At 56.4% G+C, this 21,463-nt stretch carries 24 protein-coding genes and 2 pseudogenes; 2 read left to right on the forward strand and 24 right to left on the reverse strand.

Annotation, left to right across the window (positions count from 1 at the left end; genetic code table 11):
- Positions 1-838 (reverse strand): annotated as a pseudogene (locus AC3FOF_RS40935) (tyrosine-type recombinase/integrase); the annotation flags it as partial.
- A 289-nt stretch (positions 839-1,127) separates the two neighbouring features.
- On the opposite strand from AC3FOF_RS40935, the gene AC3FOF_RS40940 reads away from it, so the two are divergent.
- Both AC3FOF_RS40940 and AC3FOF_RS40945 read left to right on the forward strand, forming a co-directional pair.
- Positions 1,128-1,385 (forward strand): TniB family NTP-binding protein, encoded by a 258-nt coding sequence (locus AC3FOF_RS40940; protein WP_488729895.1) that lies wholly within the window; start codon positions 1,128-1,130, stop codon positions 1,383-1,385.
- On the forward strand, positions 1,360-1,923 hold the full coding sequence (locus tag AC3FOF_RS40945) for a TniQ family protein (protein ID WP_488729896.1): 564 nt from the start codon (positions 1,360-1,362) through the stop codon (positions 1,921-1,923). Before AC3FOF_RS40940 ends, AC3FOF_RS40945 begins: the two co-directional genes overlap by 26 nt.
- A 159-nt stretch (positions 1,924-2,082) precedes the next feature.
- Here the strand turns inward: AC3FOF_RS40945 and AC3FOF_RS40950 are convergent.
- The 23 genes and pseudogenes from AC3FOF_RS40950 to AC3FOF_RS41060 all read right to left on the reverse strand — a co-directional run.
- A pseudogene (locus AC3FOF_RS40950) lies at positions 2,083-2,728 on the reverse strand (hypothetical protein); the annotation flags it as partial.
- 375 nt (positions 2,729-3,103) lie between these two features.
- Positions 3,104-3,658, reverse strand: coding sequence for a hypothetical protein (locus AC3FOF_RS40955; protein WP_488729897.1), 555 nt, complete (start codon positions 3,656-3,658; stop codon positions 3,104-3,106).
- A gap of 11 nt (positions 3,659-3,669) precedes the next feature.
- Positions 3,670-4,362, reverse strand: coding sequence for a sigma-70 family RNA polymerase sigma factor (locus tag AC3FOF_RS40960; protein ID WP_488729898.1), 693 nt, complete (start codon positions 4,360-4,362; stop codon positions 3,670-3,672).
- Between the two features lie 25 nt (positions 4,363-4,387).
- Entirely contained in the window at positions 4,388-5,143 is a 756-nt protein-coding gene (gene fliP, locus AC3FOF_RS40965; RefSeq protein ID WP_488729899.1) for a flagellar type III secretion system pore protein FliP, read from the reverse strand.
- A complete protein-coding gene (locus tag AC3FOF_RS40970) occupies positions 5,140-5,460 on the reverse strand; it encodes a flagellar biosynthetic protein FliO (RefSeq protein ID WP_488729900.1) in 321 nt (106 codons plus the stop codon). Before AC3FOF_RS40970 ends, fliP begins: the two co-directional genes overlap by 4 nt.
- 47 nt (positions 5,461-5,507) lie before the next feature.
- Complete coding sequence (locus tag AC3FOF_RS40975) at positions 5,508-5,837, reverse strand: FliM/FliN family flagellar motor switch protein (protein WP_488729901.1); 330 nt, start codon at positions 5,835-5,837, stop codon at positions 5,508-5,510.
- Between the two features lie 4 nt (positions 5,838-5,841).
- Complete coding sequence (locus AC3FOF_RS40980) at positions 5,842-6,297, reverse strand: FliM/FliN family flagellar motor switch protein (protein ID WP_488729902.1); 456 nt, start codon at positions 6,295-6,297, stop codon at positions 5,842-5,844.
- A 312-nt stretch (positions 6,298-6,609) separates the two neighbouring features.
- Positions 6,610-7,800, reverse strand: a complete 1,191-nt coding sequence (locus AC3FOF_RS40985) for a flagellar hook-basal body complex protein (protein ID WP_488729903.1) — start codon at positions 7,798-7,800, stop codon at positions 6,610-6,612.
- Between the two features lie 8 nt (positions 7,801-7,808).
- Positions 7,809-8,213, reverse strand: a complete 405-nt coding sequence (locus AC3FOF_RS40990) for a flagellar hook capping FlgD N-terminal domain-containing protein (RefSeq protein ID WP_488729904.1) — start codon at positions 8,211-8,213, stop codon at positions 7,809-7,811.
- Positions 8,214-8,904: 691 nt separating this feature from the next.
- Positions 8,905-9,357 (reverse strand): hypothetical protein, encoded by a 453-nt coding sequence (locus tag AC3FOF_RS40995; protein ID WP_488729905.1) that lies wholly within the window; start codon positions 9,355-9,357, stop codon positions 8,905-8,907.
- Positions 9,354-10,664, reverse strand: coding sequence for a FliI/YscN family ATPase (locus AC3FOF_RS41000; RefSeq protein WP_488729906.1), 1,311 nt, complete (start codon positions 10,662-10,664; stop codon positions 9,354-9,356). Before AC3FOF_RS41000 ends, AC3FOF_RS40995 begins: the two co-directional genes overlap by 4 nt.
- Position 10,665: 1 nt before the next feature.
- Positions 10,666-11,355: a FliH/SctL family protein gene (locus tag AC3FOF_RS41005; RefSeq protein WP_488729907.1), complete on the reverse strand. Its 690-nt coding sequence runs from the start codon at positions 11,353-11,355 to the stop codon at positions 10,666-10,668.
- A 505-nt stretch (positions 11,356-11,860) separates the two neighbouring features.
- Complete coding sequence (gene fliF / locus AC3FOF_RS41010; protein ID WP_488729908.1) at positions 11,861-13,273, reverse strand: flagellar basal-body MS-ring/collar protein FliF; 1,413 nt, start codon at positions 13,271-13,273, stop codon at positions 11,861-11,863.
- Between the two features lie 5 nt (positions 13,274-13,278).
- Positions 13,279-13,581 carry a flagellar hook-basal body complex protein FliE gene (gene fliE, locus AC3FOF_RS41015; protein ID WP_488729909.1) on the reverse strand — a complete coding sequence of 101 codons (303 nt, stop codon included), beginning with the start codon at positions 13,579-13,581 and terminating at the stop codon, positions 13,279-13,281.
- Complete coding sequence (locus AC3FOF_RS41020; RefSeq protein ID WP_488729910.1) at positions 13,578-13,982, reverse strand: flagellar basal body rod protein FlgC; 405 nt, start codon at positions 13,980-13,982, stop codon at positions 13,578-13,580. Before AC3FOF_RS41020 ends, fliE begins: the two co-directional genes overlap by 4 nt.
- Entirely contained in the window at positions 13,979-14,341 is a 363-nt protein-coding gene (locus AC3FOF_RS41025; RefSeq protein ID WP_488729911.1) for a hypothetical protein, read from the reverse strand. Before AC3FOF_RS41025 ends, AC3FOF_RS41020 begins: the two co-directional genes overlap by 4 nt.
- Positions 14,338-15,444 (reverse strand): flagellar basal body P-ring protein FlgI, encoded by a 1,107-nt coding sequence (locus AC3FOF_RS41030; RefSeq protein ID WP_488729912.1) that lies wholly within the window; start codon positions 15,442-15,444, stop codon positions 14,338-14,340. Before AC3FOF_RS41030 ends, AC3FOF_RS41025 begins: the two co-directional genes overlap by 4 nt.
- 5 nt (positions 15,445-15,449) lie before the next feature.
- Positions 15,450-16,034, reverse strand: a complete 585-nt coding sequence (locus AC3FOF_RS41035) for a flagellar basal body L-ring protein FlgH (protein WP_488729913.1) — start codon at positions 16,032-16,034, stop codon at positions 15,450-15,452.
- Positions 15,961-16,758 carry a flagella basal body P-ring formation protein FlgA gene (locus AC3FOF_RS41040; protein WP_488729914.1) on the reverse strand — a complete coding sequence of 266 codons (798 nt, stop codon included), beginning with the start codon at positions 16,756-16,758 and terminating at the stop codon, positions 15,961-15,963. The genes AC3FOF_RS41035 and AC3FOF_RS41040 overlap by 74 nt, the downstream gene beginning before the upstream one ends.
- Positions 16,755-17,528, reverse strand: coding sequence for a flagellar hook-basal body protein (locus tag AC3FOF_RS41045; protein WP_488729915.1), 774 nt, complete (start codon positions 17,526-17,528; stop codon positions 16,755-16,757). Before AC3FOF_RS41045 ends, AC3FOF_RS41040 begins: the two co-directional genes overlap by 4 nt.
- 1 nt (position 17,529) lies before the next feature.
- Positions 17,530-18,240 (reverse strand): flagellar hook-basal body complex protein, encoded by a 711-nt coding sequence (locus AC3FOF_RS41050; RefSeq protein WP_488729916.1) that lies wholly within the window; start codon positions 18,238-18,240, stop codon positions 17,530-17,532.
- A 94-nt stretch (positions 18,241-18,334) separates the two neighbouring features.
- A complete protein-coding gene (locus AC3FOF_RS41055; protein WP_488729917.1) occupies positions 18,335-20,416 on the reverse strand; it encodes a flagellar biosynthesis protein FlhA in 2,082 nt (693 codons plus the stop codon).
- Positions 20,413-21,462 carry an EscU/YscU/HrcU family type III secretion system export apparatus switch protein gene (locus tag AC3FOF_RS41060; protein ID WP_488729918.1) on the reverse strand — a complete coding sequence of 350 codons (1,050 nt, stop codon included), beginning with the start codon at positions 21,460-21,462 and terminating at the stop codon, positions 20,413-20,415. Before AC3FOF_RS41060 ends, AC3FOF_RS41055 begins: the two co-directional genes overlap by 4 nt.
- Position 21,463 lies beyond the last annotated feature (1 nt).

A 21,463-nucleotide genomic window follows, 5' to 3' on the forward strand; every position in this document is an offset into this window, starting at 1 on the left:
CGGATGCGCCGACACCCGGGCTCAGCGGCACCGCCTCCGGTCTCGTCTGGGCTGGCGCCGCGGTGGCAGGCTTCCACCCAATCCGGTGCCGTTCTTGCGTGGCTTCGTGCCGCGCATCGTCCTCGGTATGCAGGTAGGCGCTGGTGGTGGCAATGGACGCGTGCCCGAAATTGTCCCGCACGAAGCGCAGGTCCACCTGCTGGTCCGTCATGTGCGAGCCAGCGGTATGGCGCAGCCAGTGCGCCGACGCGCTGGCCAGCAGGCCGGCCTGGCTTTCCCATTCGGGGCCGCGCGCGCGCAGCCGCTCGGCCGCCAGCGCGAACACCTCCTTCAGGATCAGGTGGAGAGCGCCACGCGACAAGGGCCGGGGCGCCCGGGTCTGGCCAATGACTGGCAGCACCAGGGGGCGATCTTCGCCGGGCATCGGGCTGGGCGGCAGGCCGTGGGCGCGGCGGTAGCGCGCCAGTTCTGCCACCAGCTCGTCGGTGGCCGGCACCAGCCGCGTCTTATTGCCCTTGCCGGTTACCTCCAGCCACCAGCGCTCCACCCCGTGGACATCGCGCCGGCAAAAAAAAGCCCCCATGCGCGTCTCGGCCACCTCGGCCGCCCGTAGCCCACCGAGATAGAGCACGGAAAAGAGCCAGCGGCAGCGCGCCGCGTGCAGGCGCTCGCGCTCGGTGGCGGTGTCGCTCGCACCCGGCATGGCCTCGATGGTGTCCTTGACCGCCTGCCACAGTTCGTGACTGAGGTAGCGCGTGATGCGGGGCTTGGCCTGCCCGCGGCGGCGGCGCGCCAGCGACAACGGGTTGCCGGCCAGGTAGCCGGCCTCGACCAGCCAGAAAGCGCTCGTACAACAGGTGTTGCCGACCATTAATTCGGCAAACGGTGACCACTAAATCCGCCAATGATCATCGATCTAACTGATTGATCCATAAGCAATTTTCTGCGTTGTGACGTGCACCACTGTTGTTCGTAGGCAACGCGTTTTGGGGTGCCGCGTCCACTAATTCCGCCAGCCCGAGTCGACCGTTCAGTAAATCGCCTAGTGTGTAAGACCACGGTCTTGAGCACGGCCATGAGGATTGCAACGAAGCGCGAACTGGCGATTGCGAGGGTCTTACGTCCGCTTGGGAGGGCTCCCCTCACGCGTAAGCAAGCTGAGAACGGCAAGGCTATCTGCACTTGAGAACTTGAGTCGCGCACTGCTTCGAGAAGTTTCGGCGCGCATGCTGATCGTTGACGAGGTTCATCACTTTGCTAGTGGAGGGCTAACAGGGGAAGTGTCGCGCGTCTTGACTGTTTCCGCAGAACTCGCGATCCGGGATGGGCAGGAGGCCATCGACCTTGGTCACATAGAGAATGCAGCGCGAACCCTGGTCTCCTGAGTGCGTCAGGCCTTGGCCCGTTGCTCCGCGTCCATTCGATGACGAGGCGTTTGGCGGTTGGCTCGGTCGCCTGGCGGCGAGGTATCTGATCAGTGTTGAACAGTTGTGGCAGATCGGAGACCTTGGTGCGTTCTCGGCGTTGACCAATATCGGCTGGCTTCTGTTCCCTCCGATGGACGAGAACGCACTGTGCCGCCTCGCGCAGCTGACTCATGTTGGTATCCCGAGGTTGGCAGCGCTTCAAACGCCAACAGCGTGGGTGTCAGACCGAGATCAGCTCCCTTACTGCTTCGACTGCCTTGTTCTGAATCCCGTCGACGTCTTCTCGCCTCGCTGGAAGCGGGATTGGCTAGATCCGCACACCGCTGTCTGCCAAGTCCCTGAGCATAGACTGAACGCGCTGGCGCCATGCACGCTACGCATCTGCCGCAACCTCACTGCGGTGCTCCGTGAGATTGGAAGACGTCAGCGCAAGGGTAGGCAGCGGCGTCAAAATCTCGGCATTGGCGGAAATTGTGACCGCCATTGGCGGAAATAACGATCTGCAACACCAGCGTGGCGCCACGAGGGCGCGGGTTGGGAAGGCATCCGAGACTATACGGTTAGGCGGAAGATGGCCTAATAAACAAAATGCACTTAAGCGCGGTCTCTTAGGCGCCACAGTAAGCCGAAGTCCGGCAACGAAGGGGCGCCAATGCTAGCGCTTCCATCCGATCCGGTGCTGTTCCTGCGTGGCCTCACGGCGGCGTGCCTGAAATTGTCTCGTACAAATCGCAGGTCCACCTGCTGGTCCGCCATGTGCAACCCCGCGAAGTGGCGCAGTCAGTGTGCCCAGGCATTGGCCAGCAGGTCGGCCTGGCTTCCCCAATCGGGGCCGCGTACGCGCAGCCGATCGGCGGCCATCGCAAGCACCTCCTTCAGGACTAGGCGAAGGGCGCTACGTGACAAAGGCCGCAGTGCCCGGGCCTGATTGATGACAGGCAGCACCAGGGGTTGATCCTCGCTGGGCATCGGCCTGGGTGGCAGGCCGTGAGCACGGCGATAGCGCGTCAGTTCTGCCATCAGTTCCTCGGCGGCCGGCACCAGCCGCATCTTGCTGCCCTTGCCGGACACCTCCAGCCACCAGCGCTCCACCTCGTCGACGTCGCGCCGGCAGAAAAAGGCGCCCATGCAGGTACTGGCCACCTCTGTAGCAAGTAGCCTACCGAGATAAAGCGCGGAGAACAGCCACCGACAGCGCGCCGCGTGCAGGCGCTCGTGCTGGTGGCGATCGGCATGGCCTCGATAGTGTCCTTGACCACCTGCCACAACTCGTGGCTGAGGTACCAGATGATCCAGGGTTTCGCGTCAAGTCAGCAGGCGCTCCAAGATATCCTCGTCCGGATAGGCTTCGTTGAGGGCACTCCGCACGGAGGTGACAACAGATTGAAACTCCGGTGAATTTCTCACGGCCTCACCGAAGGACTCGATAAGCAGGCTTTCTACAGCCGCTCGTTCTAGGATGTCCCTGTCAAGAATTCCCTTTTCCCTTAGCCTCGAAATATGGGTCCTCACCGAATCCTGCTTTCCCAGGCGCAGTTTCGGCTGGTCCGATTCCAACGAAGCCGTCGCCGCATCCCTCTGAGTGTCGCGTGTACCTGATGTGGTTCGCGCCAGTCTTGCTGAGAGCAATTGGGCTATCTGCGTAGTCTTACTAATGGAATCCATGGGGGAGGCATTCAGTTGGTTTGACCGTTACCGACGTACCGAGATAGCAGAAATTTACCGATATCAGTTGTATCCTGCTCAGGTGGCCTCACAACCTGCCCTAGTAGCATCTCCATATCACGCCGAAGCGCCGCTGGAAGCTCATTATTAGCGAGGCCGGATCTGATTCGTGCGATAGCGGTGATTGTATCGCCACGGACGATGTTCCGCAGCCCAGCCGCGAAATCCGCGTAGGGATCGTCAATGCCATTGGCCTCGAGCGGTAGCAGCGTTGTCAGGCCTTCTTCCGTTTCTCCGGTTGTAATCTCGAGCAGGCCTAGTTGCAGGCGCAATACGTGAAGCTCAGCAGCATACCTGAGTGCCGTCCGCATGTAGCTCTTGCCTCGCTCGTAGGCGCCAAGGCTCGCGAGCAGACCTCCGCCCAGAAACCATAGGCGACCGTCCTTCGGGTAGGTCTCTATACCCATCTCTACTTGTTCCAGCGCTTGCCGGGAACCCTCCGGAACTTCTAGTAGTTGAAGGAGCGACGCTAGGGTTGATTCCGGCATAACTGACTTTCCTTCCATGGATCTTCTCCTTAATCTAGTACCGACTTCAGTGCGATGAGCGCTGAGCGATGAATCTGAGATACACGCCCCTTTGTCACTCCGAAAAGCTCAGCAATTTGCTCAAACGAAACGCCGTGCAGATAGTGAAGGACAATAAGTCTGTTTTCACGCTTTGGTAGCGTTTGTATGCTATTGAAAAGCTGGGAGCGAAGCCGCTTCCACGCCAGCGATGTGTAAGGGTTTTCGGTCCCGACGTCTGACTCGGGCGAAAACATGCCAGTATCCTCCAGCAGGAAGCCAAGTGCCAAGCCAAGAGCCATATCGGCAATCTCGGGAAATCTCGGGATTTCTGCGGGATCGGATTTAAGCGACTTGAGACGGTCATTCTTCAGGCGTTTCGCCAGGGAAATCTGCTGTTGTGCCTCCGTTAGCCTTTCGACGCCAGACAGAACGTTCCCCTCCATCCGGTGTGTGCAGTATGTTTTGAATGAGACGCCCCTGGAAATATCGAACTTATCGAGAGCCTGTAGTAGCCCTATGCAGGCCAGTTGATGGTAATCGCCGAACTCGACGTCATCTTTCAGGCGGTTGCCGAAGAGGCGCGCTGCGACAGCCCGAGCGTACGGCAGATAGCAAAGGAATAGCTCTTCCCGAGCGCTTGCGTCATCCTGCTCTCTGTAGGCGGCCCAAAGATTGGCCTCGTGACTATCGGTCGATGGCATGGAGGCGGGCACTTGCGTAGCTCACTTATCTGAAACTTCCGACTAGTCCTCGAAGCACTAATGCCCAGCCATCAATCAGGACAAAAAGCAACACCTTCAGCGGCAGCGAGATTGTTGATGGGGGGACCATCATCATGCCGAGCGCGAGAAGCACGCTGGATACGACAAGGTCAATAAGAAGAAAGGGCAGCAGTATGACGAAGCCCATCTGGAACGCGACACGAAGTTCGTTCAGGATGAAGCTGGGAACGAGTTGCAGCATCCCAACATCCTCTCGGCTACTTGGTCGTTCTTTCTTGGATAGCTCGTGCATAAGACTAAGATCTTCATCTCTCACTTGCCTGAGCATGAACTCCTTGAGAGGAGGTGTCGCATTCTCAACAAACTGTTTGGCAGAGATCTTCCCGTCGAGAAACGGTTCGACCGCGCGCGCATTCACCGTTTCCACGGTCGGCATCATTGTGAATAGCGTCAAGAACAGCGCCAGGCTCACCAAGATTGGATTCGGTGGTGTTTCCGGCATTCCCAGGCCATGTCGGAGCATTGCAAGTACGATCACGATGCGAATGAAGGCCGTGCCTGCCATTACGATCGCCGGAAGGACGCTCAACAGCGTCAGGAGTACGAAGAGGCGTATGGCATTGCTGGCGCCATCCGCTGAAGAAAGCGAATCTAACCCCGGCAACGCAGTTGGCACAGTGGCTCCGTAGGCAACGAGCGGAGCAGCTAGTGCGATGGTGAGAACGACCTCCGGGATATATGCAAGGGACGCGCGGTTCATCCTTCGTGTCCTTCGCGAACCAGTTGGCTCCCTCGCGTCAGCGCGATACCTTGTTGATTGCAGGCGATGAGAATGGCCTCTCCGTCTGCCTCGACCAGATACAGCACAGTTCTGTTGTCCAATCTCAGAGTCTCAATTGCTTTCAGGCGTCGAGATTCTCGGGCTGGCTTCCGGAAACTCATATTAAGCCTTAGTCTCAGCAGAAACGGAGTGGCTATACCCAAAGCCAAGCAGAAGACGAGCGCGAGCCCGAAACGGAGCCAATCAATTCTCTCGGATGCCGAATTGGAGGATGGTGCCCAAGCCAGGGCAGGCATGCAGGCCACACTGCATGCGAGGCATATGGATCCCAGCGTAGATGGCTTCAACTGGGCGTCCCATTGAACGCGGCCACGCGGGTGATACGCACGCCGTAACTGTCCTCCACGGCGACTAGCTGGCCTTCGGCGACGACTTTTCCGTTCAAGAGAACAGCAACCGGGTCGGCCACCGATTTATTCAGGGATAAGACGGCTCCCGTCTTCAAAGCGAAAATATCTGCGGCAGAAAGAGATGATTTTCCAACAATCACCTCAAGTTCAACTCCAATGTCATTTAGCAGTTCCGCGGCATTGCGGATGAGATTCTGATCTCCGTCCGGCGTAGCGGCCGGCTCCGGGTATGCGAGTGGAGTCGATTTTTTGATGTCGGACATAAGATCAATTCTGGTTTTTGTCAATTTCGAGAAGCTGTATTGCGAGTTTCTCATCCTTGCAGCACAGCAATCCCATTGCGATCGGCAACCTATTTTTCTCGGTACGTAGATGCACCAGCGAATTTTGCTTTGGCTGTAGAACCAGAAGATCGCCAATATCAAGATTGATTAATTCCGACAGGCTGATCCTGGCGCCTCCAGCGGATACCTCAAGAGACATCTCGCATTCCAAAATTGATTCTTGAACCTGGTCGATCGAGATTGGCGTCTGCTTGTCGGCCTGCGTTGGGAAATAGTCTGCCGTGACGAGAATGGATGCGAGAGCGATCGAGCCGTTGCGAATAATCAACTGTGCACTTGACGCAGGATGTAGTCCCGCCAATTGATCAGACGTTTTCTTCGCAGATTCTGTGAAGCCACTGTTAGAGCCTGCGAGCCTGAATGCCAGATCGTCGCCCATGCTCTTTGCAAGTCGCGATAGCATTTCGCCACCAGCCTGATGGCTTTCCTCTCGAGATAGGGCCATTGAAAATGAAAAGAGAGCGGTTTCGAAACCCGTCGAGTGACCTAGCCAGAGGCCGTCGCTTAATCGATACCATGGCCACGCTTCCGGAAGAGGCGCAAGTGACAGCAGTCTAGGCTCATCCACTATGATGGTGGACGCGGCGCTCCAGTTGATAGACCAGGCATTCAGAATCTCACGTGCAGTACTATGAAACTGCCTGAGCTCCGAAGCGCCGAGAGGCCGGCATTGCCGAAATCCGGCCATATGCTATCCCCGTCCTTTCATATCAAAGAGCTGCTGTATCATCTCGTTGCTGATGTTGATGATCTGAGATGCGGCCTGGAAACCGCGTTGCACGATGATTAATTGTCCGAATTCCTCGGCGACGTCAACGTTCGATCCTTCAACGGCTTTCGCGACTATCTTCCCGGCGCCTGCTTCGCCACTGGTGCGCCGGAGAGCCGTGGTTCCCAATGGCGCGAGGAAGACTCCTTTCCCTTCTTGAGTCAGTACCTGATTGTCCCGGAACATAGACACCGCGATCTTGCCGAGCTTGGTGGTCTGCTGGTTGGAGTAGCTAAGTTGGAGTTCGCCATCCTCAGTGACAGAGGTCGATACCAGTGTTCCCACGCCATACCCGTCCTTGGAACTTACTTTCAGCATGGACGTTGTACCCGACGAGAAGTTTGTTACTCCGTTGGAGAAGTCAAAGCTCACGTCTTTCTGATTCGATCCAGCACCTATGGCCACGGTGAGCCGGTCATGGCCGGGAAGGATTGTGTTGCCGACAAACTGCAGCTTGCCCTCGCCAACTTTGCCTATCCCGTCCTCCTCCACCGAGACGTTCCAAAAGCCAGGCCCGTCCGTAGTCGACTTGGCGAACTTGGCCGTGACCACGTGGCGCGCTCCGCTCTTGTCAAATATTTCAATGCCACTAACCGTATGGCTATCCGCAGAGGAGGAGAGATTGTCGGAGAACCTGACGCTGGATGTAGCGAGTGGCGGCGAACCCGCTTTACCTTGCAGGTTCGGCGTGTATAGCTCACCATTTTCAGAAAGCAGGGCCAACTGAAGCTTGGTATTCTGCTCCCTGATGGTTCCATCCTCATCCATTGCAAAGCGAGAGGAGCGCACATACTTTTGCCTGCCGGCATCAAGTAGCGTCAGGAATCCCTCTCCGCTGAGGGCAAGATCAAGATTGTCTGTTCCGGCTCGCAGGTCCCCCTGTTTGTAGTCAACTCTGGCGCCTTGAAATGCAACACCATTACCCGGCGGAACCCCGAGGAATTCTGCATGCGTAGAGAATACCGTCTGCTGATCGAGGAGGGCATTGCTAAATCTGGGGGCTGCACCCTTGAAGCCAGGCGTGTTCATGTTTGCGACATTGTTGCTGATTGTTTGGAGGCCCTTCGAGTAAGAAGACAGACCAGACATACCAATATATAGCGCGTTGAGCATGTGAGTCCTCAGGAGCGAATCTGCGCAATCTGCGTGGTAGTAACGTTGCTCAGGAATTGACCATTTGATAGCTGCACCGTCAACACGGGTTGGGAGCCACTGACAGACACAGCGGAGACCGTTCCGCTCTGGGTACCCGAAGCGGTGTTTACGTCTATCTTCTTGCCTAGCATGGAAAGCGCGTAGGTCGATCCCTGTACTTGAAGAAGGCTGTCAATCTTGAGTGTCAACTGCTGCGTTTGCTCCAAAGTGGTGAACTGTGCGAGTTGACTTACAAAGGCAGTGTTATCGACCGGCTTGAGTGGATCCTGATACGTGAGCTGCGCGAGCACGATTTTCAGCAAAGAGTCAATGCCAAGTGAGGTGTTGCCACCGGAGGTACGACCGATATTTGAAATAGGATTGGTTGCCATAGTGGTTTCTTGATGAACGCTCGTTACATGCCGTACCAATGGCCATTGAGATAGATCCCATCTACGACCAGTTTGTTATCTCGGACAAGCCTGCGCGCGACGTCGACTACTTGCAAGTGATCGGGTTCCGAGAGTGTGGGGAATCGAATCGAAATGACTTTTCCCTGGACACCGGCAAGGATCGCCAGTTCCAGTGAGGATATGCTTGTTGCCACCGAAGTCGCACCTAAGCGAGAACTCCGTTGCTGTACACGGCTAGAATCTGTATCGATCTTTCGGGAGGTTATTGAGTCTCGCTGGTCTAATACTCCACCGTTTCCGATGAAAGGATCTCGTGTCGTCGCCTGGAGTGCTTGGATGGTGGATGCGAGCGGATCCTCCTGTGAGGACTTGTCGGGAGTATCTACGGATAACTGGTGTCGGGAGCGATAGGACTCCATCCCTCTCAAATTCGGATTCGCTTGGGAAGCGGGCGGCATCGCTGAAGGGGCGCGCGGGGTTGTTTCCTTCTGCATATGCGGGTGCCCCTGTTGTGAAGCGGCATAGGCAACTGCCGCGCAATGCACGGCGTCAACAAACTGTTGTTCGATCGAGCGAAAACTGCTGTCGGCGAGACTGGATTTCGCTGGCAGGTGATGCCGCGGTGGATCCAGTTCCCGGTATGTCAAAGGTTGGGTGGGAGCGTATGTTTTCATAGGCCCAACGCGGCTCGAGCGAACCCGTCCTCTTGCGATCTAGACGTAACTTCAAGCCTCTTCTTCATGATGCCGCGATCGAGATCGCAGCGCAGGTCGTTAAGGTTCTCCAACTGCATATTCAGGCGATAGGCAGAAACGGCCAGTTCCCGTAGGCGTACATTGACACGCGACTCTTCAGCCTTGAGTGTGGCAACGGCAACGTTGCAGGCGCGCATTGCGCGCAATATGGAGCCGTCCAAGTAAGTATCGAAGTGCCCGTCGGAGAGCGCGGAGACAAGGGCGCTACCTAGTGACTTGAGTTCCATCTCGGTTTGACCGCGCTTAGTCAGCGCGCTCGTGAGCGAGAGGGTAGTCAAGTGCCGCTCTTGCTCAATTCTGCGTTTTTCAAGCTCCTTCACGCGAAGAATTTGTTCTATCTGTCGAATTCGTATCGAAGGATGATTCATTGCGCTCCTCCAGCGAGCGCCGATTTCAAGCGCACCAGGGTATCCTCCTGCCCGTAGCGCGTGCTTGTATCCTGTTGGAGAAAAGTAATTAGGTGTGGATAGTTTCGGATCGACTCATCGAGAAGGGGATCCTGACCTGGGACATACAAGCCCGCCTGGATCAGCGTACGGGCGTCCTCATAGCGGCTGAGTTGAGCGACGGCGTTACGAGCAAGTTCCTGATGGTCCTTGTCAACGACATGACTCATTAACCGGCTCGCGCTTCGTGTCACGTCAATAGCGGGAAAGTGGCCCCTTTCCGTCAGCGCTCTGGACAAGATGATATGGCCATCGAGCAGGGACCTCATGGCATCGGTTACCGGATCGTCGGCATCCTCTGATTCCATCAGGATACTCATAATTCCAGTTATGGATCCGCCGGACTTGAGTGCGCCGCATCGTTCGACAATCCGGGGTAGTGCCGCGAAAACGTTAGGGGTATAGCCTCGCGCTGTAGGTGGCTCGCCACTGGCCAGTCCCACTTCGCGGAGCGCCATGGCATACCTGGTAATCGAATCAAGAACAAACAGGACGTCTCGTCCGTCATCGCGCATTGACTCTGCGATGGACAGAGCCACGTTCACGGCTTTCGCTCGAGCTATCGCGGGCTCATCCGACGTGGACACGACAAGCGTTGTCTTCGCCCTTGTGCTCTCAGTCAGTGCATGATTCCAGAAATCGTCCACTTCGCGGCCGCGCTCGCCAACTAGGCAAATGACGCATGAATCAATCGCAGTGTGGCGGAGAATGGCGCCAAGAAGGGTGCTCTTCCCGACTCCGCTGCCAGCAAAAATCCCGACACGCTGACCGCGCCCAAGTGCCAGGATGCCGTCGATTGCCCTGATGCCGGTAGATAGCTGCGTGCTCGGCGATATCCGGTCCAGGGGATTGATGCGAACGCCGTTCAGGGGACGATCTTCGGAAATGAGCCATGGTGAACCGTCCAATGGGAGGCCAATTGAATCCAGCACGTGACCATTGGGTGCAATAGGAAGAGGCAGCGTATCACCGTCCGATACAGCAGTGACCGTTGCGCCAAGTCGGACGCCTGTCGTGGTGCCGTACGGCATCAGGGTGATTTTCTCGGAGTCGACCCGTGTGACTTCGGCGCGCAATTTGGTTTCGGGCGCATCGATCTCGCACAGACTTCCCAAGCCGACATCGGGACCGCAGGCTTCGAGATAGGTTGGCATGATCTTGGTAATACGCCCGACGGCCTGATAAAGACGCGCTGAACGGACTCGGCTAACCAGTTGGTGGATGGTCACTTTACGCGGCTTTCAGGTTGTCGAAAAGGCCCCTGAGGTTCTGAAGCTGAACAAGGAGGCTGAAGTCGACAATGCCAAGCGCAGGTTTCACCTGACAGAATCCAGGCTCAGCATCCTCAATGACCTCAAGGGTTAAGGGCACACGCGGAGACTGAATGGACTCCCGCAGCCTCCGAGCGTCCGGGAAGTCGTAGCCGGAGACGCTAACGTGCAGGGACGCACCATCCCCAAGCCTTGTCATGTAGCCGTGGATGATCGACTCCAATGCGCTCGCCCGGAACTCTGGGTCCTGCGCTACTGTCGCGACCGCGGCACCAGCGATGTCCAAGGCGAGATTCTCGATGTCTTTTAAGTGTTCAAACAGCGTATCGGTCGCGATTCCGATGCCCTTCTGCAGCGTGGCGATGCGGCTTGATTCGTCGATCCGAACCGACTCGACGCCCGCCTTTACCCCCTGTTCGTATGCAACATGGAGCGCCGATTCGTGCTCGGCGCGGATCTGGTTGTCACGCTGCGTGTAGGCGGTGTGTGAACGTGAGAGTTGCTCCTTCAACGCCCCGATTTCCACCTGGAGTTGAAGCAATTCATGCTTGGCAGTCAAGTCCATCGCGCTATGCTCTGCAGCCGGAAAGGACGAAAGAGCCTGTGGCCCAGCAACATGCTGAAATCGACCAGCTTTCACAACAGCCATGATTACGCTCCACTCGAAATGTGTGGCGCCGCTCCGTCGTGTCCGGCAGATAGGGAGCCGGGTGGAATGACGAGGAGGGCTTCAAGTTCGCCCAAGAGAAATGCCACAATGCTTGGTGTCACGAGTCCAGTAGTCTCCAACTCGAGCAACCGCCGGCTTCTATGCGAGGGAAGGCATGACAGAACCTCATTCCGGAAGTGGTTATCCAGGGCGCTGAAAACGCGGATGAGCAGCCAATCCGGAACGCGCTGCAGCTTCGCAGAGAGTGCCGTGGATTTTGATGCTATCCGGATTCCCGGTGGCCATCCATGCTTCTTCTGTGCCGGCACCTGAGTTTTCCGGACCGGCAGGGACGTCAACTCGCCTTCTGCAAGGTGGGTTTCCAACGTCTGGCGCTCCTCTGCCGAGAGCATGCGCAGAATTTTGCTGACGGAGCGGGCATCCATCGCGCGGAGTTCGGCTAGGAGCGTTTTCGCTTCCGGGGGGAGAGTGGATGGCATCGTTGTCATTGCGGGCTGGGCTTCAGGCTGTCCTTCAGGCGAACAACGTACTGCTGCAGAGCGGATTCCGAGGCCTGAAAGCGACGACGCAGAAAGTATGCCGAGAGCACGGCGACAGCGAGAAGACCGCCTGTTACAAATATGCCGGGAGACAAGAATTGCGCGCCTTGGCTCGGAGCCTTGTTTGTAGCGCTTGGAGTGGGCACGCTCGGATGAGGTTCAGGTGGCGTGTCCAGTAGCGAGGTATCCGACGAGGTCGTTATCTCCTGTGTGACAACGGATAGCACGTCCCCACGAGCGGCGTTGATTCCTGCCGCTGTCGCGATGACCGCCTTTACGTTAGCCACATTGACCGACACCGGGACGGTATGCAGCACGACGGCCACTTGGAGCTTCTGGATGGAGCCGCTCGGAATTGTGCTGTGCTCAACACGCTTCGTCGACTGCTCATCGTTCGGCTCGTCGCCTCGCGTCTCATTTGCCTTCTTCCTCGCAGAGAGGATGGGCTCCGTCCCCAAGGTCGTTGGTGCACTTGCCAGGCGGGACGGTGGGATCGCTGCATCGACGCCCATACCGGCTCTGCGCCGAATCGATGCGTTTTCTTCGGTCAGCTGAGTTTCGGTCCGAGTCAGCGTGGCGTCTACCCTGACCATTACATTTCCATTGCCGACGATCGGGACAAGCATCGAGGTCAGCTTACTCACGTAATACTGCTCAATTTCAGCTTTCTGGCGCAGGGCGGGATCGGTAATCAGGCTGGCCGAGGTGTCTGGTGTGGAGGATAGGCTTGTGCTAAGCGATCTCTCATCCAGCACATTGACGTCGGCCGGTTCTAGATGTGGAACCCCCGCGGCAACCATCCGTTGCACCCGGAGGATATCCGTCGCGGTCAAGGCTACATTCTCACGCATGCCGAGCGATACCGATGCTTTTGCCCGCTGAGCCTGCCGGCGGAACACGGTCTCTTCCGGCAGGACAAGATGGACCCTCGCTGTCGAGACATTCGGCAGTGTCAATAGCGTTCTCTCCAGTTCGCCTTGGAGGGCTCGCTGGAAATTGATCCGCTGGGAAAAATCGGAAACTCCCAGGTCCGAATTGTCGAAGAGCTCGAATCCGACCGTTCCCTTTAGCGGCAGATCCCGCGATAAAACTTGGGATCGAGCAGCGTTTACCTCCGACTTTCGGACGAGAATGGCAGTGCCGTCCTCGCTCGCCTGGAAGGCAATGCCGTGTTTCTGTAGTTCGCTCGAGATCGTACCCGCGTCTACGGGCCGCAGGCCGGAGAACACAACTTGATAGGGCTCAGCGCTCAGCCAGTACCATGCACCGAACGTGGTTAGGAGCACCAGGAATGCGACAGAGATCAGCAGAATCTGGGCGCGTCTGGATGCGCGCCATGACGATAGTAAGTTGGTCATTTCGCTCAGAGTTGCATACGAAGAAGTTCTTGATAACCTTCAACAAGTCTGCTGCGAACCTGAGTGGCTATTTGCAACTGCATTCGAGCATCCTCCAATGCGAGCATGACCTCGTGTGGTGCAATGGCTTCACCCACGGCAAATCGTTGAGAGAGGGATTCTGCCGAACGAAGCGTGCTGTCGATACCGTCTACGCCCTCCGTGAGCAACGAACCGAAGTTTACGGATTGGTCAGCAACTGCGAAGCTAGGAGATATCGCCGGCCTGACATCTATATTGTCACCGATCGGAAAGATTGCTGCACTCATGACTTCGCACCGATTTCCATAGATTTTGCATTCATAGCGCGAGCCGCGTTGAGAACCGCAATGTTTGCCTCGTAGACACGAAGCGTTTTTACCAGTAACGCCATTTCGCCGGCGTGGTCGATGCCTGGGTAGGCAACATACCCATCTCCGTTGGCATGCGGATGCGACGGCTCGTACACCAAGCGAGACGGGAAGTCGACCGGCTCCAGTCCATAAACTCGCACTCCGTCGGGACCGGATACTCCCCCCGCGGGGCCAGAGAGAAGCTTGAACGGTGTGAAGGTAGCTCCATCCGCCGTTCGGGTGGTGTTCGCATTGGCGAGATTCGTCGCGATTGCATGGACGCGACGCCACTCCACGTCCAGCGCGGAGCGAGCTATTTCAGAAATCGATGCCGTCATCTTTTCGTGTCAGTTAGCGCGAGATGCATCAACTGGATCTGTTTGTCCAGCACAGTCGCAATCTGTTGAAACCTGCTTGAAGTGCTTCCACTCTCCATCACTTCCAGATCAAGTCTGAAATCGTTCTCTAGGAGTGGTACTAGTCGAGCGTCGGGCTTTATGGCCTTTACACGCCGTGCTCGATCTATTTCGGAGCCGGCGGAGAGCATGGCAGAATTGAGTTCGTCCTCGAAATTCACGCGATACACGGCTGCTCGACCGGACTGTGCATTCGCGACGTTGTCCGCGATGGCTGTCTGGCGGGCATACAAGCCATCGAGAGCCTTTGACAAAACCGAGGTGACAAGACTGGCGTTCATTGGATGACTAGCTCTGCGTGGAGTGCTCCGGCTGCCTTGATGGCCTGCAGGATGGCAATGGTGTCGCGGGTGCTGATTCTCATCTTATTAAGGGCTAGGACCAGGTCGGCTACCGTGGTGTTCGGAAACTTTGCTACCGCGGAGTTGGGCTGCTCTTCGACGGTCAGTCTGCTATTTGCCAGCACAAGGCTGCGCACTTGTGGGCCGGCGACGGTGATGAACCCTGGCTGTGAAGCCGAGTATTCTGTCTCCACATTGACACGTAGATCGCCGTGCGACAGTGCAATGGAGGATACTCGAACGTCACCGCCCGCCACGACCGTGCCGGTTCGCTCGTTCACCACCACACGAGCTGCATGGTCCGGTGCCACGGAGATTCCTTCCAGTCGAGCAACCAGCGAATTCAGGTTGGCATTCATCGAGGCCCGTATTAGCACCGTCGTGGCATCTTTGGATTGGGCCATTCCAGGCCCTAGATTGCTATTGATCGCCTTGGCGATGCGCTCTGCAGTCGTTGCATCCGCCTGCTTCAACACGAAACTCACCAGACCGTTCGTGACAATGGGCACGGCATTGACGGAAACTTCAACATTTGCGCCGGCGGGAATCAGTCCCGCGGTCGGGTGATTTTTTTGGGCCAGGTTGCCGTTGGCGTCAAATCGGTATCCTCCAGTGGATACGGCGCCTTGAGCCAATGCGTAGACTTGTTTGTCGGGACCTTTCAATGGAGCCAGTATCAACGATCCCCCGGAAAGGCTGCGGGCGTCGCCGGCGGATGTCACCGTGACATCAAGTTTGTCGCCGATATTTGCTGTAGGCGGCAAAGTGGCCTGAAGCAAAACTACTGCGACGTTTCGGCTCTGGACCTGGTCCTGCGGTACGACGAGCTCGAACTGAGACAGTACGTTGGACAATGCCTGTCGCGTAGCGCGGCTTCGCGGGGAGTCGCCGGACCCTGCCAATCCGGTCACAATTCCGTAGCCGACGAGCATGTTGTCGCGCCAACCCAGGAAGCGTCCGAGGTCCTTGATGCGGACTTCCTGCGCTGATGCGGGTAGCGAAAGAAGGCCGGAGATCAGCAAAAGAATAAGGAGACGAATCACGCTGTTCACCAAAGGCCCAGCCATCCAAAAAACCTGGGAATAAGGCCAGGCCTCGCGCGATCGGTAAGAAATCCGTCCCCGATGTAGTCTATTTTTGCATCCGCCAGACGGCTGGAGAGAACGGTGTTGTTCTCCGCGATGTCGACTGCCCGAACTCGTCCCCGCAGCTTGATATTGGTTTTCTCGCCATTGATGTCGATTGCCTGGCTCCCGGCGACAAGCAGATCGCCGTTTGCCAGGACCTCCATGACCGATGCGGTCACCTGGGCTACGAGGCGGCCTGTTCGCTGCAACCTGCCCTTACCGGAATAGTCGTCGCCGACGCCAGCACGAAGCTGGTGCTGTCCTGCCCAATTGCCCGAGACGTCAGCGCGTACGCCAAAATTCGCGTTGGTGCTGGTGTCGGCGGTATTGGACGCCGTAGAGTTCTCGACGACGATGACCGTGACGACATCGCCCGCTTGCGCGGCTCGCCGGTCAGCTGCATATGCGGTGTGCGCCGTTGGCTGGTATAGGTCAGCGGACTGTGCCGGTGGCATTGCCGAGACAAGGATGGCACAGCTCCACAGCCTGACTAGATTGATTTTCATAGCTATGACCCGTCGTTGCGGCAACTATCGCGCCGCTCTTTGTCCGGACAAACACCGATTCGCTTGCATGCGCGTGGCGCACAGCTGCGCCTTTGCTCACCAAGCGCACAGCGCCGACTTTTACCGTAATCTCCACGTCGTCGCCGCTACGCACTTTGACAAGGCTTTGGGCCGACACAGGGGGTATCGCTTCCCCTTGTGCGATGTCTCTGCGAGCAAGGACAAGGGAATTAGTCTTGTCAAATAGAAGTGGCGGTGGGTGTCCTACTGAAACTGGACATTCACGTTTGAAAGAGACTTCGTCCACGCCGACAGGCGAACCCGCGGATATCGGCGACGCAACAATCCAGCAGGGCAGCCCGCCTGACGAGTTCGGTGGTAGCGACAAGTCACTCTTCGCAACGTGCAACGCCACGGTCTCCTGCTTATCGGCGGAAAGATGATCGGTGAGAGCCGGTATGGATCGCCGGAGTTCTCGTATTACGCTCGCGGTCGGAAGCATAACCGTGTGGCCAGCCAGAGGGTTGCGTACAAGCGCAACCGGTATATCGGCGATGCGTTTCATCAGGGCGGGTTCTACTTGAGAGAGATCTGCGACCTCATGAAGCAGCACTGGACCAGCATGTACATCAGCGGATCCCCTGAAGCCTAATCGTATCGGCTCAGCGTTGCAATTCACTAATGAAATCGAACTGACTGCGAGCGCGGCCAACCAAAGCTTCATCGTTTCAAGCCGTTAGCAATTCCCATTAGTTCGTCACCGGCTTGAACGACTTTAGCGCTTGCGGCGTACGCGCGTTGCATAAGCATCAAGGTAACCAGCTCGTCGCTTAATTGGACGTTTGATGATTCGACGTGACCCTGTGCCAGCAGGCCCAGGCCATCATGCCCCGGCTCTCCCTGGATCACTTCACGCGTACTGTCATCTGGTCTATAAAGACTATCGCTGTGAGCTATGAGATTTCGCGTATCCTTTGGCGAGATTAGCTCGATTGCGCCCAATTCGGTTGATTGTCCACCTACGTTCGCGAGTATCTTTCCCGATTCGGAAATTAGAATCTCCGTTGCTTCGCGGGGAACATTCACCATGGCTTTAAGAGGCATGCCATTTACCAATGATAGGTAGCCATCCTCATTGATCTTGAGTTGCCCGCCGCGACTAAGAAATATCTGACCATCTTGCCCAAGTACCTCGATGAAGCCAGTGCCCCTGATCGCGAGGTCAAGCGGATTCCCCGTGGGCCGTAGTTCCCCCTGAGCGAACGAGCGGTTGGAGATATCGATCTGCACACCGCTTAGTGCAGGGTCTCTGGTTTCGCCGAAGGCTAACACCTGGGGGGTGCTGCTCGCCGAGGCTCCGCGAAGTTCGGAGAAAACCGGGGCCACGCGCTTGAATGAAGCGGTGTTGATATTGGCAAGATTATTCGACACAGCGTCAACCGCTCCTTGCTGAGCACGCAGTCCGATAGCGCCAATGTAATAGGATTGATTCATTTCAGTTTCCGACTTGCTTGAGTGCCTGCCCAAGCATTTCGTCATAGGCGTGCATCATCTTCTGCCCGGCTTCCGCTCGTTTGAGTGCTTCCATGACAATCACATACTCAGTCGACAGCGCAACGTTGGACGCTTCAAGGTAGCTCTGCTTTAACTGCGGTGCCTCTACCTCTCGCGTGTTCTGCTGCGTTGTCGTGAATCCATCTGAAGCCCGCACGAGCTTCCTCTTGTCTATGAAGTCGACAACGCGGATCTTTGCTACAGGCAGATCGCCGTCGAGTAGCATCCCGTCAGCGGTGACTTTGAAGGTTGGGCTCTTGACGACGATGTCGCCCCCGGATGTGCTTGCGACTGGCCAACCACGGGAGGAAACAAGACGACCTGCTCCATCGAGAGAGAAGGAACCGTTCCGGCTATACACCGGACCTGAGGGCGAGGCGAGTTCAAAAAAACCATCGCCAAGAACAGCCATATGCGTCGAAACCGCGCTCAGCGAGACCGCTCCAGCGCTGAGATCCGGTGCCGCGAGAATCGTAGAATACTTCTGCCGCTGCTCGATCGCTGAACCAGTAAGGGAACCCGCAGTTCCCGCCACTGGGACATCCCGTTTATATCCCGCCGTAGCCCCGTTCACCAGATTCTGGGAAGCGATCTCGATTCGCCGGGATTCAGCATGTATTGCCCCTATTGCCAACATTGCCAAATCAGCCACGTTTTGTCCGCTTCGCAAGAGACTGGCAATACAGCCAGCAATATTTCAAATATATTACAGAGTGTAACGGAAAATTACTTTGTTACATACAATACTAGTTCCCTCCTGGAGTGGGGGGGGTGGCTGCCACTTGACCAAATGCACTCAATTCGAAGGCCGCCGGTATCTCGTTGAGCGCGAGCACAGAGAGTCGGGGAAGTGTGCGACGGCTAAGGTTCTTTACATGCCTTCGCACATCCGGGTGACAGATGAGGACGGGGAGGAGGCCTTGCCGCATCATCCGATCAGCCATGGCGATAAGATTAGCTAGGAAGCGCTCGGTGAGCTTCGGATCAAGGACGGAGGTTCCTGGCGACTCTGCAGCGCGCACCGCATCGCCGATCGCGATTTCCAGGGCGGGTTCAAGTGTGAGTACGACCAGCTTTCCTGCGTCGCCAGCCAACGACTGACAAATTGCGAATCCGAGCTTCTGGCGAATTGCCTCGCAGAGCAGAGCCGGATCTTTCTGATAGCGCCCAACGTCCACCAGAACTTCAACGATCTGATCTATGTTCCGGACCGGTACCCCTTCTCCGACCAGATTCTGCAGAACCCGCTGGACATCGCTGAACGACAGAATGCCGGGGATCAGTTCCTCCACCAGGCCGGGCTGGCGGGCTCGGGCCCCATCCAGACGCCGTACTACTTCGGCGCGCGTAATAAAATTGGGAAGATTCCCCTTCACCGTTTCGGTTAAATGGGTAATCAGAACCGTCAGCGGGTCTATCAACGTGTAGCCCCGGCTCTTGGCCAAGTCCGAATCGCTTGATTCGATCCACACAGCGGGAAGGCCAAAGGCGGGATCCCGCGTCTCGACGCCCTGAATTTGCTCCGGGTTACGATTGGCGCTGATTGCCAAGGTTTTTTCAGGATACAGAACGTCCTTGCCGTAGCGATCACCGCTTAGTAAGACTTGATACTCATGGGGGGCCAGAATTTGTCTCTCGCTCAGGCTAACGCTGGGAAGCTCCACGCCTGTTTCTTGTGCTAACTGAGTTCTGAGCGTCGAAACTCTCTCCAGCACCAGCGCTCGCATAGGCAGCCAGGCTTTAGCGAGTTGGCTGCCCATGGCAATCTCCAACTGGGCGGCGGGTGAACGCACTTCCTCAAGCGGCTGAGTTGCATCAGCCTCGCTTGCATCCGATGCCTGCTTAAATTGCATCTTTCGTTGAATTAACCACCAAGCAGGAAAAACTATTGCCAATATCAGCAGGATCGGCCACTTTGGCATACCAGGCATTAGCATGAGGCCAATCAGGGCGCTGGCAGTAATGAATTGGATGCGAGGGAAACGAGTCAACTGACGCAGGGCTTCAGCGCTTAGCTGACTGTCGGAGGCGGATCGTGTGACGATAATGCCAGTCGCAACGGAAATGATCAGTGCGGGAACCTGGGTGACAATACCATCTCCAATTGTGAGCAGGGTGAATTTCTGAAGTGCCTGATTCCATGACATTCCCATTTGAGCGACGCCGATGAGCCAGCCTCCGATAATGTCGATAAGTAAAATTATAATGCCAGCGATCGCATCACCTTTTACAAATTTGCTGGCACCATCCATTGCGCCATAGAATCCGGCTTCTCGCTCCAACGATTTTCTTCTGACTTTTGCTTCATCCTGTGTTATTAATCCCATATTCAGATCGGCATCGATGCTCATCTGTTGACCAGGCATAGCATCCAGCACAAAGCGAGCGCCGACTTCGGACACACGCTGAGCGCCATTTGTCACAACGACGTACTGAACGACGACCAGTATAAGGAAGACAATAATCCCGATAACGAAGTTTCCACCGACGGCGAACGAACCGATCGACCCGATTACGCGACCCGCATCGCCATGTGTCAAGATCAGCCGGGTTGCGGCTACATTTAATGCCAGGCGAAATAGCGTCGCTACAAGTAATAATGATGGAAATGTTGAGAAGTCAACAGGTCGCTCAACGTAGAAGGTGAGAAGCAGGATGGTAAGGGCAAGCGAAAAATTGGCAAGTATGCAGAAATCCAATAGGCTTGCCGGTATTGGGGCAAGCAGGATGAGAAGAATGCAAAGCACGCCAGTTACCAAGAATAAATCGGAATTTCTAGAGGTGATACCTCCACCGGGATTCTCAGTATTTGGTATCATCATGGTCATTTTGAGATCTTATTGTTAAAGTACAGTTTCGCGACGTCCCGGTATAAATTCACAGGAATCTCGCAATCCACTATTCCGGTTCTAAACAATCTTCTCGCCAGCCGCTTTTCCTCAATTGTGCGAATTCCGTACAGCGCTGCTATCCTCTTGATCCGGGCGGCGTTCTCGCCTGCCCCTTTCGCTACAATGATCGGGGCGTTATCCGCGTCGCGATAGCGCAGGGCTACCGCATAGTGCGTAGGATTTGTTACGACGAGGTTTGCACCCTTGACCGCACCGAGGCTTTGAGACCGGGCAAGCATTTCTCGCTGAAGTTGTCGCCTGCGGCTCTTGATTCTCGGGTCTCCTTCACGCTGCTTGTGTTCTTGGGTGAGTTCGCGCCTGGACATTCTCATGTCTCTGGAAAATTTACGGCGGGCCAAATAGAAATCCACTGCGGCAAAGAGAAGCGCAATGCATGCATAGAACCCAAGCAGTCTGACGACTGCGCGACGGATTTCCGACCCGAGGGTGCCGAGGAGCATGGGCCCACCCGTTGCAGAGTAAAAGGCGTCGCGCACGACGAGATATGTGGCGAGACCATAGGCTGAGACCTTTACAGTGGACTTCGCCGCTTCAATAATGGATTGCGATGAGAAAAGGCGCTTGAAGTTTTCACTTATATTGAGGCGTTGCCAGTCCGGTATTGCCGCCGCCGGTGCAAATAGAAACCCGACCTGTGCCGTTCCAACTGCAAGGGCGACACCCAAAATAATTAAGAAGAGAGGAACGCATGTATTGAGGAGTCTGAGGCCGTGCCGTGTAGCCAATGCGATCATGGCCCCTCGATCGGGGTGAAGCCCCAATCCATCCGCCAGTACTTCTCGCAAAATGGTCGCGATATTTCGAATGAATTCGGGACCACTATTCCACGAGTAGAGCAAGACTGCCGCGACCATAGCGGAAAATCCCACCTCGTTGCTGCGCACGACCTTGCCTCGTTTCCTCGCCTGCTCGAGTTTATAGGGGGTCGCATCCTCCGATCGGTTTGATTCCTGCTCTGCCATA

It is taken from the genome of Cupriavidus sp. 96C5-1 (genome assembly GCF_057798855.1).

What these genes read in the sequence shown, in the direction of transcription:
- AC3FOF_RS40945 (WP_488729896.1), top strand. Translation starts at nt 1,360, where the DNA reads ATGCAGCGCGAACCCTGGTCTCCTGAGTGCGTCAGGCCTTGGCCCGTT.
- AC3FOF_RS40955 (WP_488729897.1), bottom strand. Translation starts at nt 3,658, where the DNA reads ATGGAAGGAAAGTCAGTTATGCCGGAATCAACCCTAGCGTCGCTCCTT.
- AC3FOF_RS40960 (WP_488729898.1), bottom strand. Translation starts at nt 4,362, where the DNA reads ATGCCATCGACCGATAGTCACGAGGCCAATCTTTGGGCCGCCTACAGA.
- fliP (WP_488729899.1), bottom strand. Translation starts at nt 5,143, where the DNA reads ATGAACCGCGCGTCCCTTGCATATATCCCGGAGGTCGTTCTCACCATC.
- AC3FOF_RS40970 (WP_488729900.1), bottom strand. Translation starts at nt 5,460, where the DNA reads ATGCCTGCCCTGGCTTGGGCACCATCCTCCAATTCGGCATCCGAGAGA.
- AC3FOF_RS40975 (WP_488729901.1), bottom strand. Translation starts at nt 5,837, where the DNA reads ATGTCCGACATCAAAAAATCGACTCCACTCGCATACCCGGAGCCGGCC.
- AC3FOF_RS40980 (WP_488729902.1), bottom strand. Translation starts at nt 6,297, where the DNA reads ATGGGCGACGATCTGGCATTCAGGCTCGCAGGCTCTAACAGTGGCTTC.
- AC3FOF_RS40985 (WP_488729903.1), bottom strand. Translation starts at nt 7,800, where the DNA reads ATGCTCAACGCGCTATATATTGGTATGTCTGGTCTGTCTTCTTACTCG.
- AC3FOF_RS40990 (WP_488729904.1), bottom strand. Translation starts at nt 8,213, where the DNA reads ATGGCAACCAATCCTATTTCAAATATCGGTCGTACCTCCGGTGGCAAC.
- AC3FOF_RS40995 (WP_488729905.1), bottom strand. Translation starts at nt 9,357, where the DNA reads ATGAATCATCCTTCGATACGAATTCGACAGATAGAACAAATTCTTCGC.
- AC3FOF_RS41005 (WP_488729907.1), bottom strand. Translation starts at nt 11,355, where the DNA reads ATGGCTGTTGTGAAAGCTGGTCGATTTCAGCATGTTGCTGGGCCACAG.
- fliF (WP_488729908.1), bottom strand. Translation starts at nt 13,273, where the DNA reads ATGACCAACTTACTATCGTCATGGCGCGCATCCAGACGCGCCCAGATT.
- fliE (WP_488729909.1), bottom strand. Translation starts at nt 13,581, where the DNA reads ATGAGTGCAGCAATCTTTCCGATCGGTGACAATATAGATGTCAGGCCG.
- AC3FOF_RS41020 (WP_488729910.1), bottom strand. Translation starts at nt 13,982, where the DNA reads ATGACGGCATCGATTTCTGAAATAGCTCGCTCCGCGCTGGACGTGGAG.
- AC3FOF_RS41025 (WP_488729911.1), bottom strand. Translation starts at nt 14,341, where the DNA reads ATGAACGCCAGTCTTGTCACCTCGGTTTTGTCAAAGGCTCTCGATGGC.
- AC3FOF_RS41035 (WP_488729913.1), bottom strand. Translation starts at nt 16,034, where the DNA reads ATGAAAATCAATCTAGTCAGGCTGTGGAGCTGTGCCATCCTTGTCTCG.
- AC3FOF_RS41040 (WP_488729914.1), bottom strand. Translation starts at nt 16,758, where the DNA reads ATGAAGCTTTGGTTGGCCGCGCTCGCAGTCAGTTCGATTTCATTAGTG.
- AC3FOF_RS41045 (WP_488729915.1), bottom strand. Translation starts at nt 17,528, where the DNA reads ATGAATCAATCCTATTACATTGGCGCTATCGGACTGCGTGCTCAGCAA.
- AC3FOF_RS41055 (WP_488729917.1), bottom strand. Translation starts at nt 20,416, where the DNA reads ATGACCATGATGATACCAAATACTGAGAATCCCGGTGGAGGTATCACC.
- AC3FOF_RS41060 (WP_488729918.1), bottom strand. Translation starts at nt 21,462, where the DNA reads ATGGCAGAGCAGGAATCAAACCGATCGGAGGATGCGACCCCCTATAAA.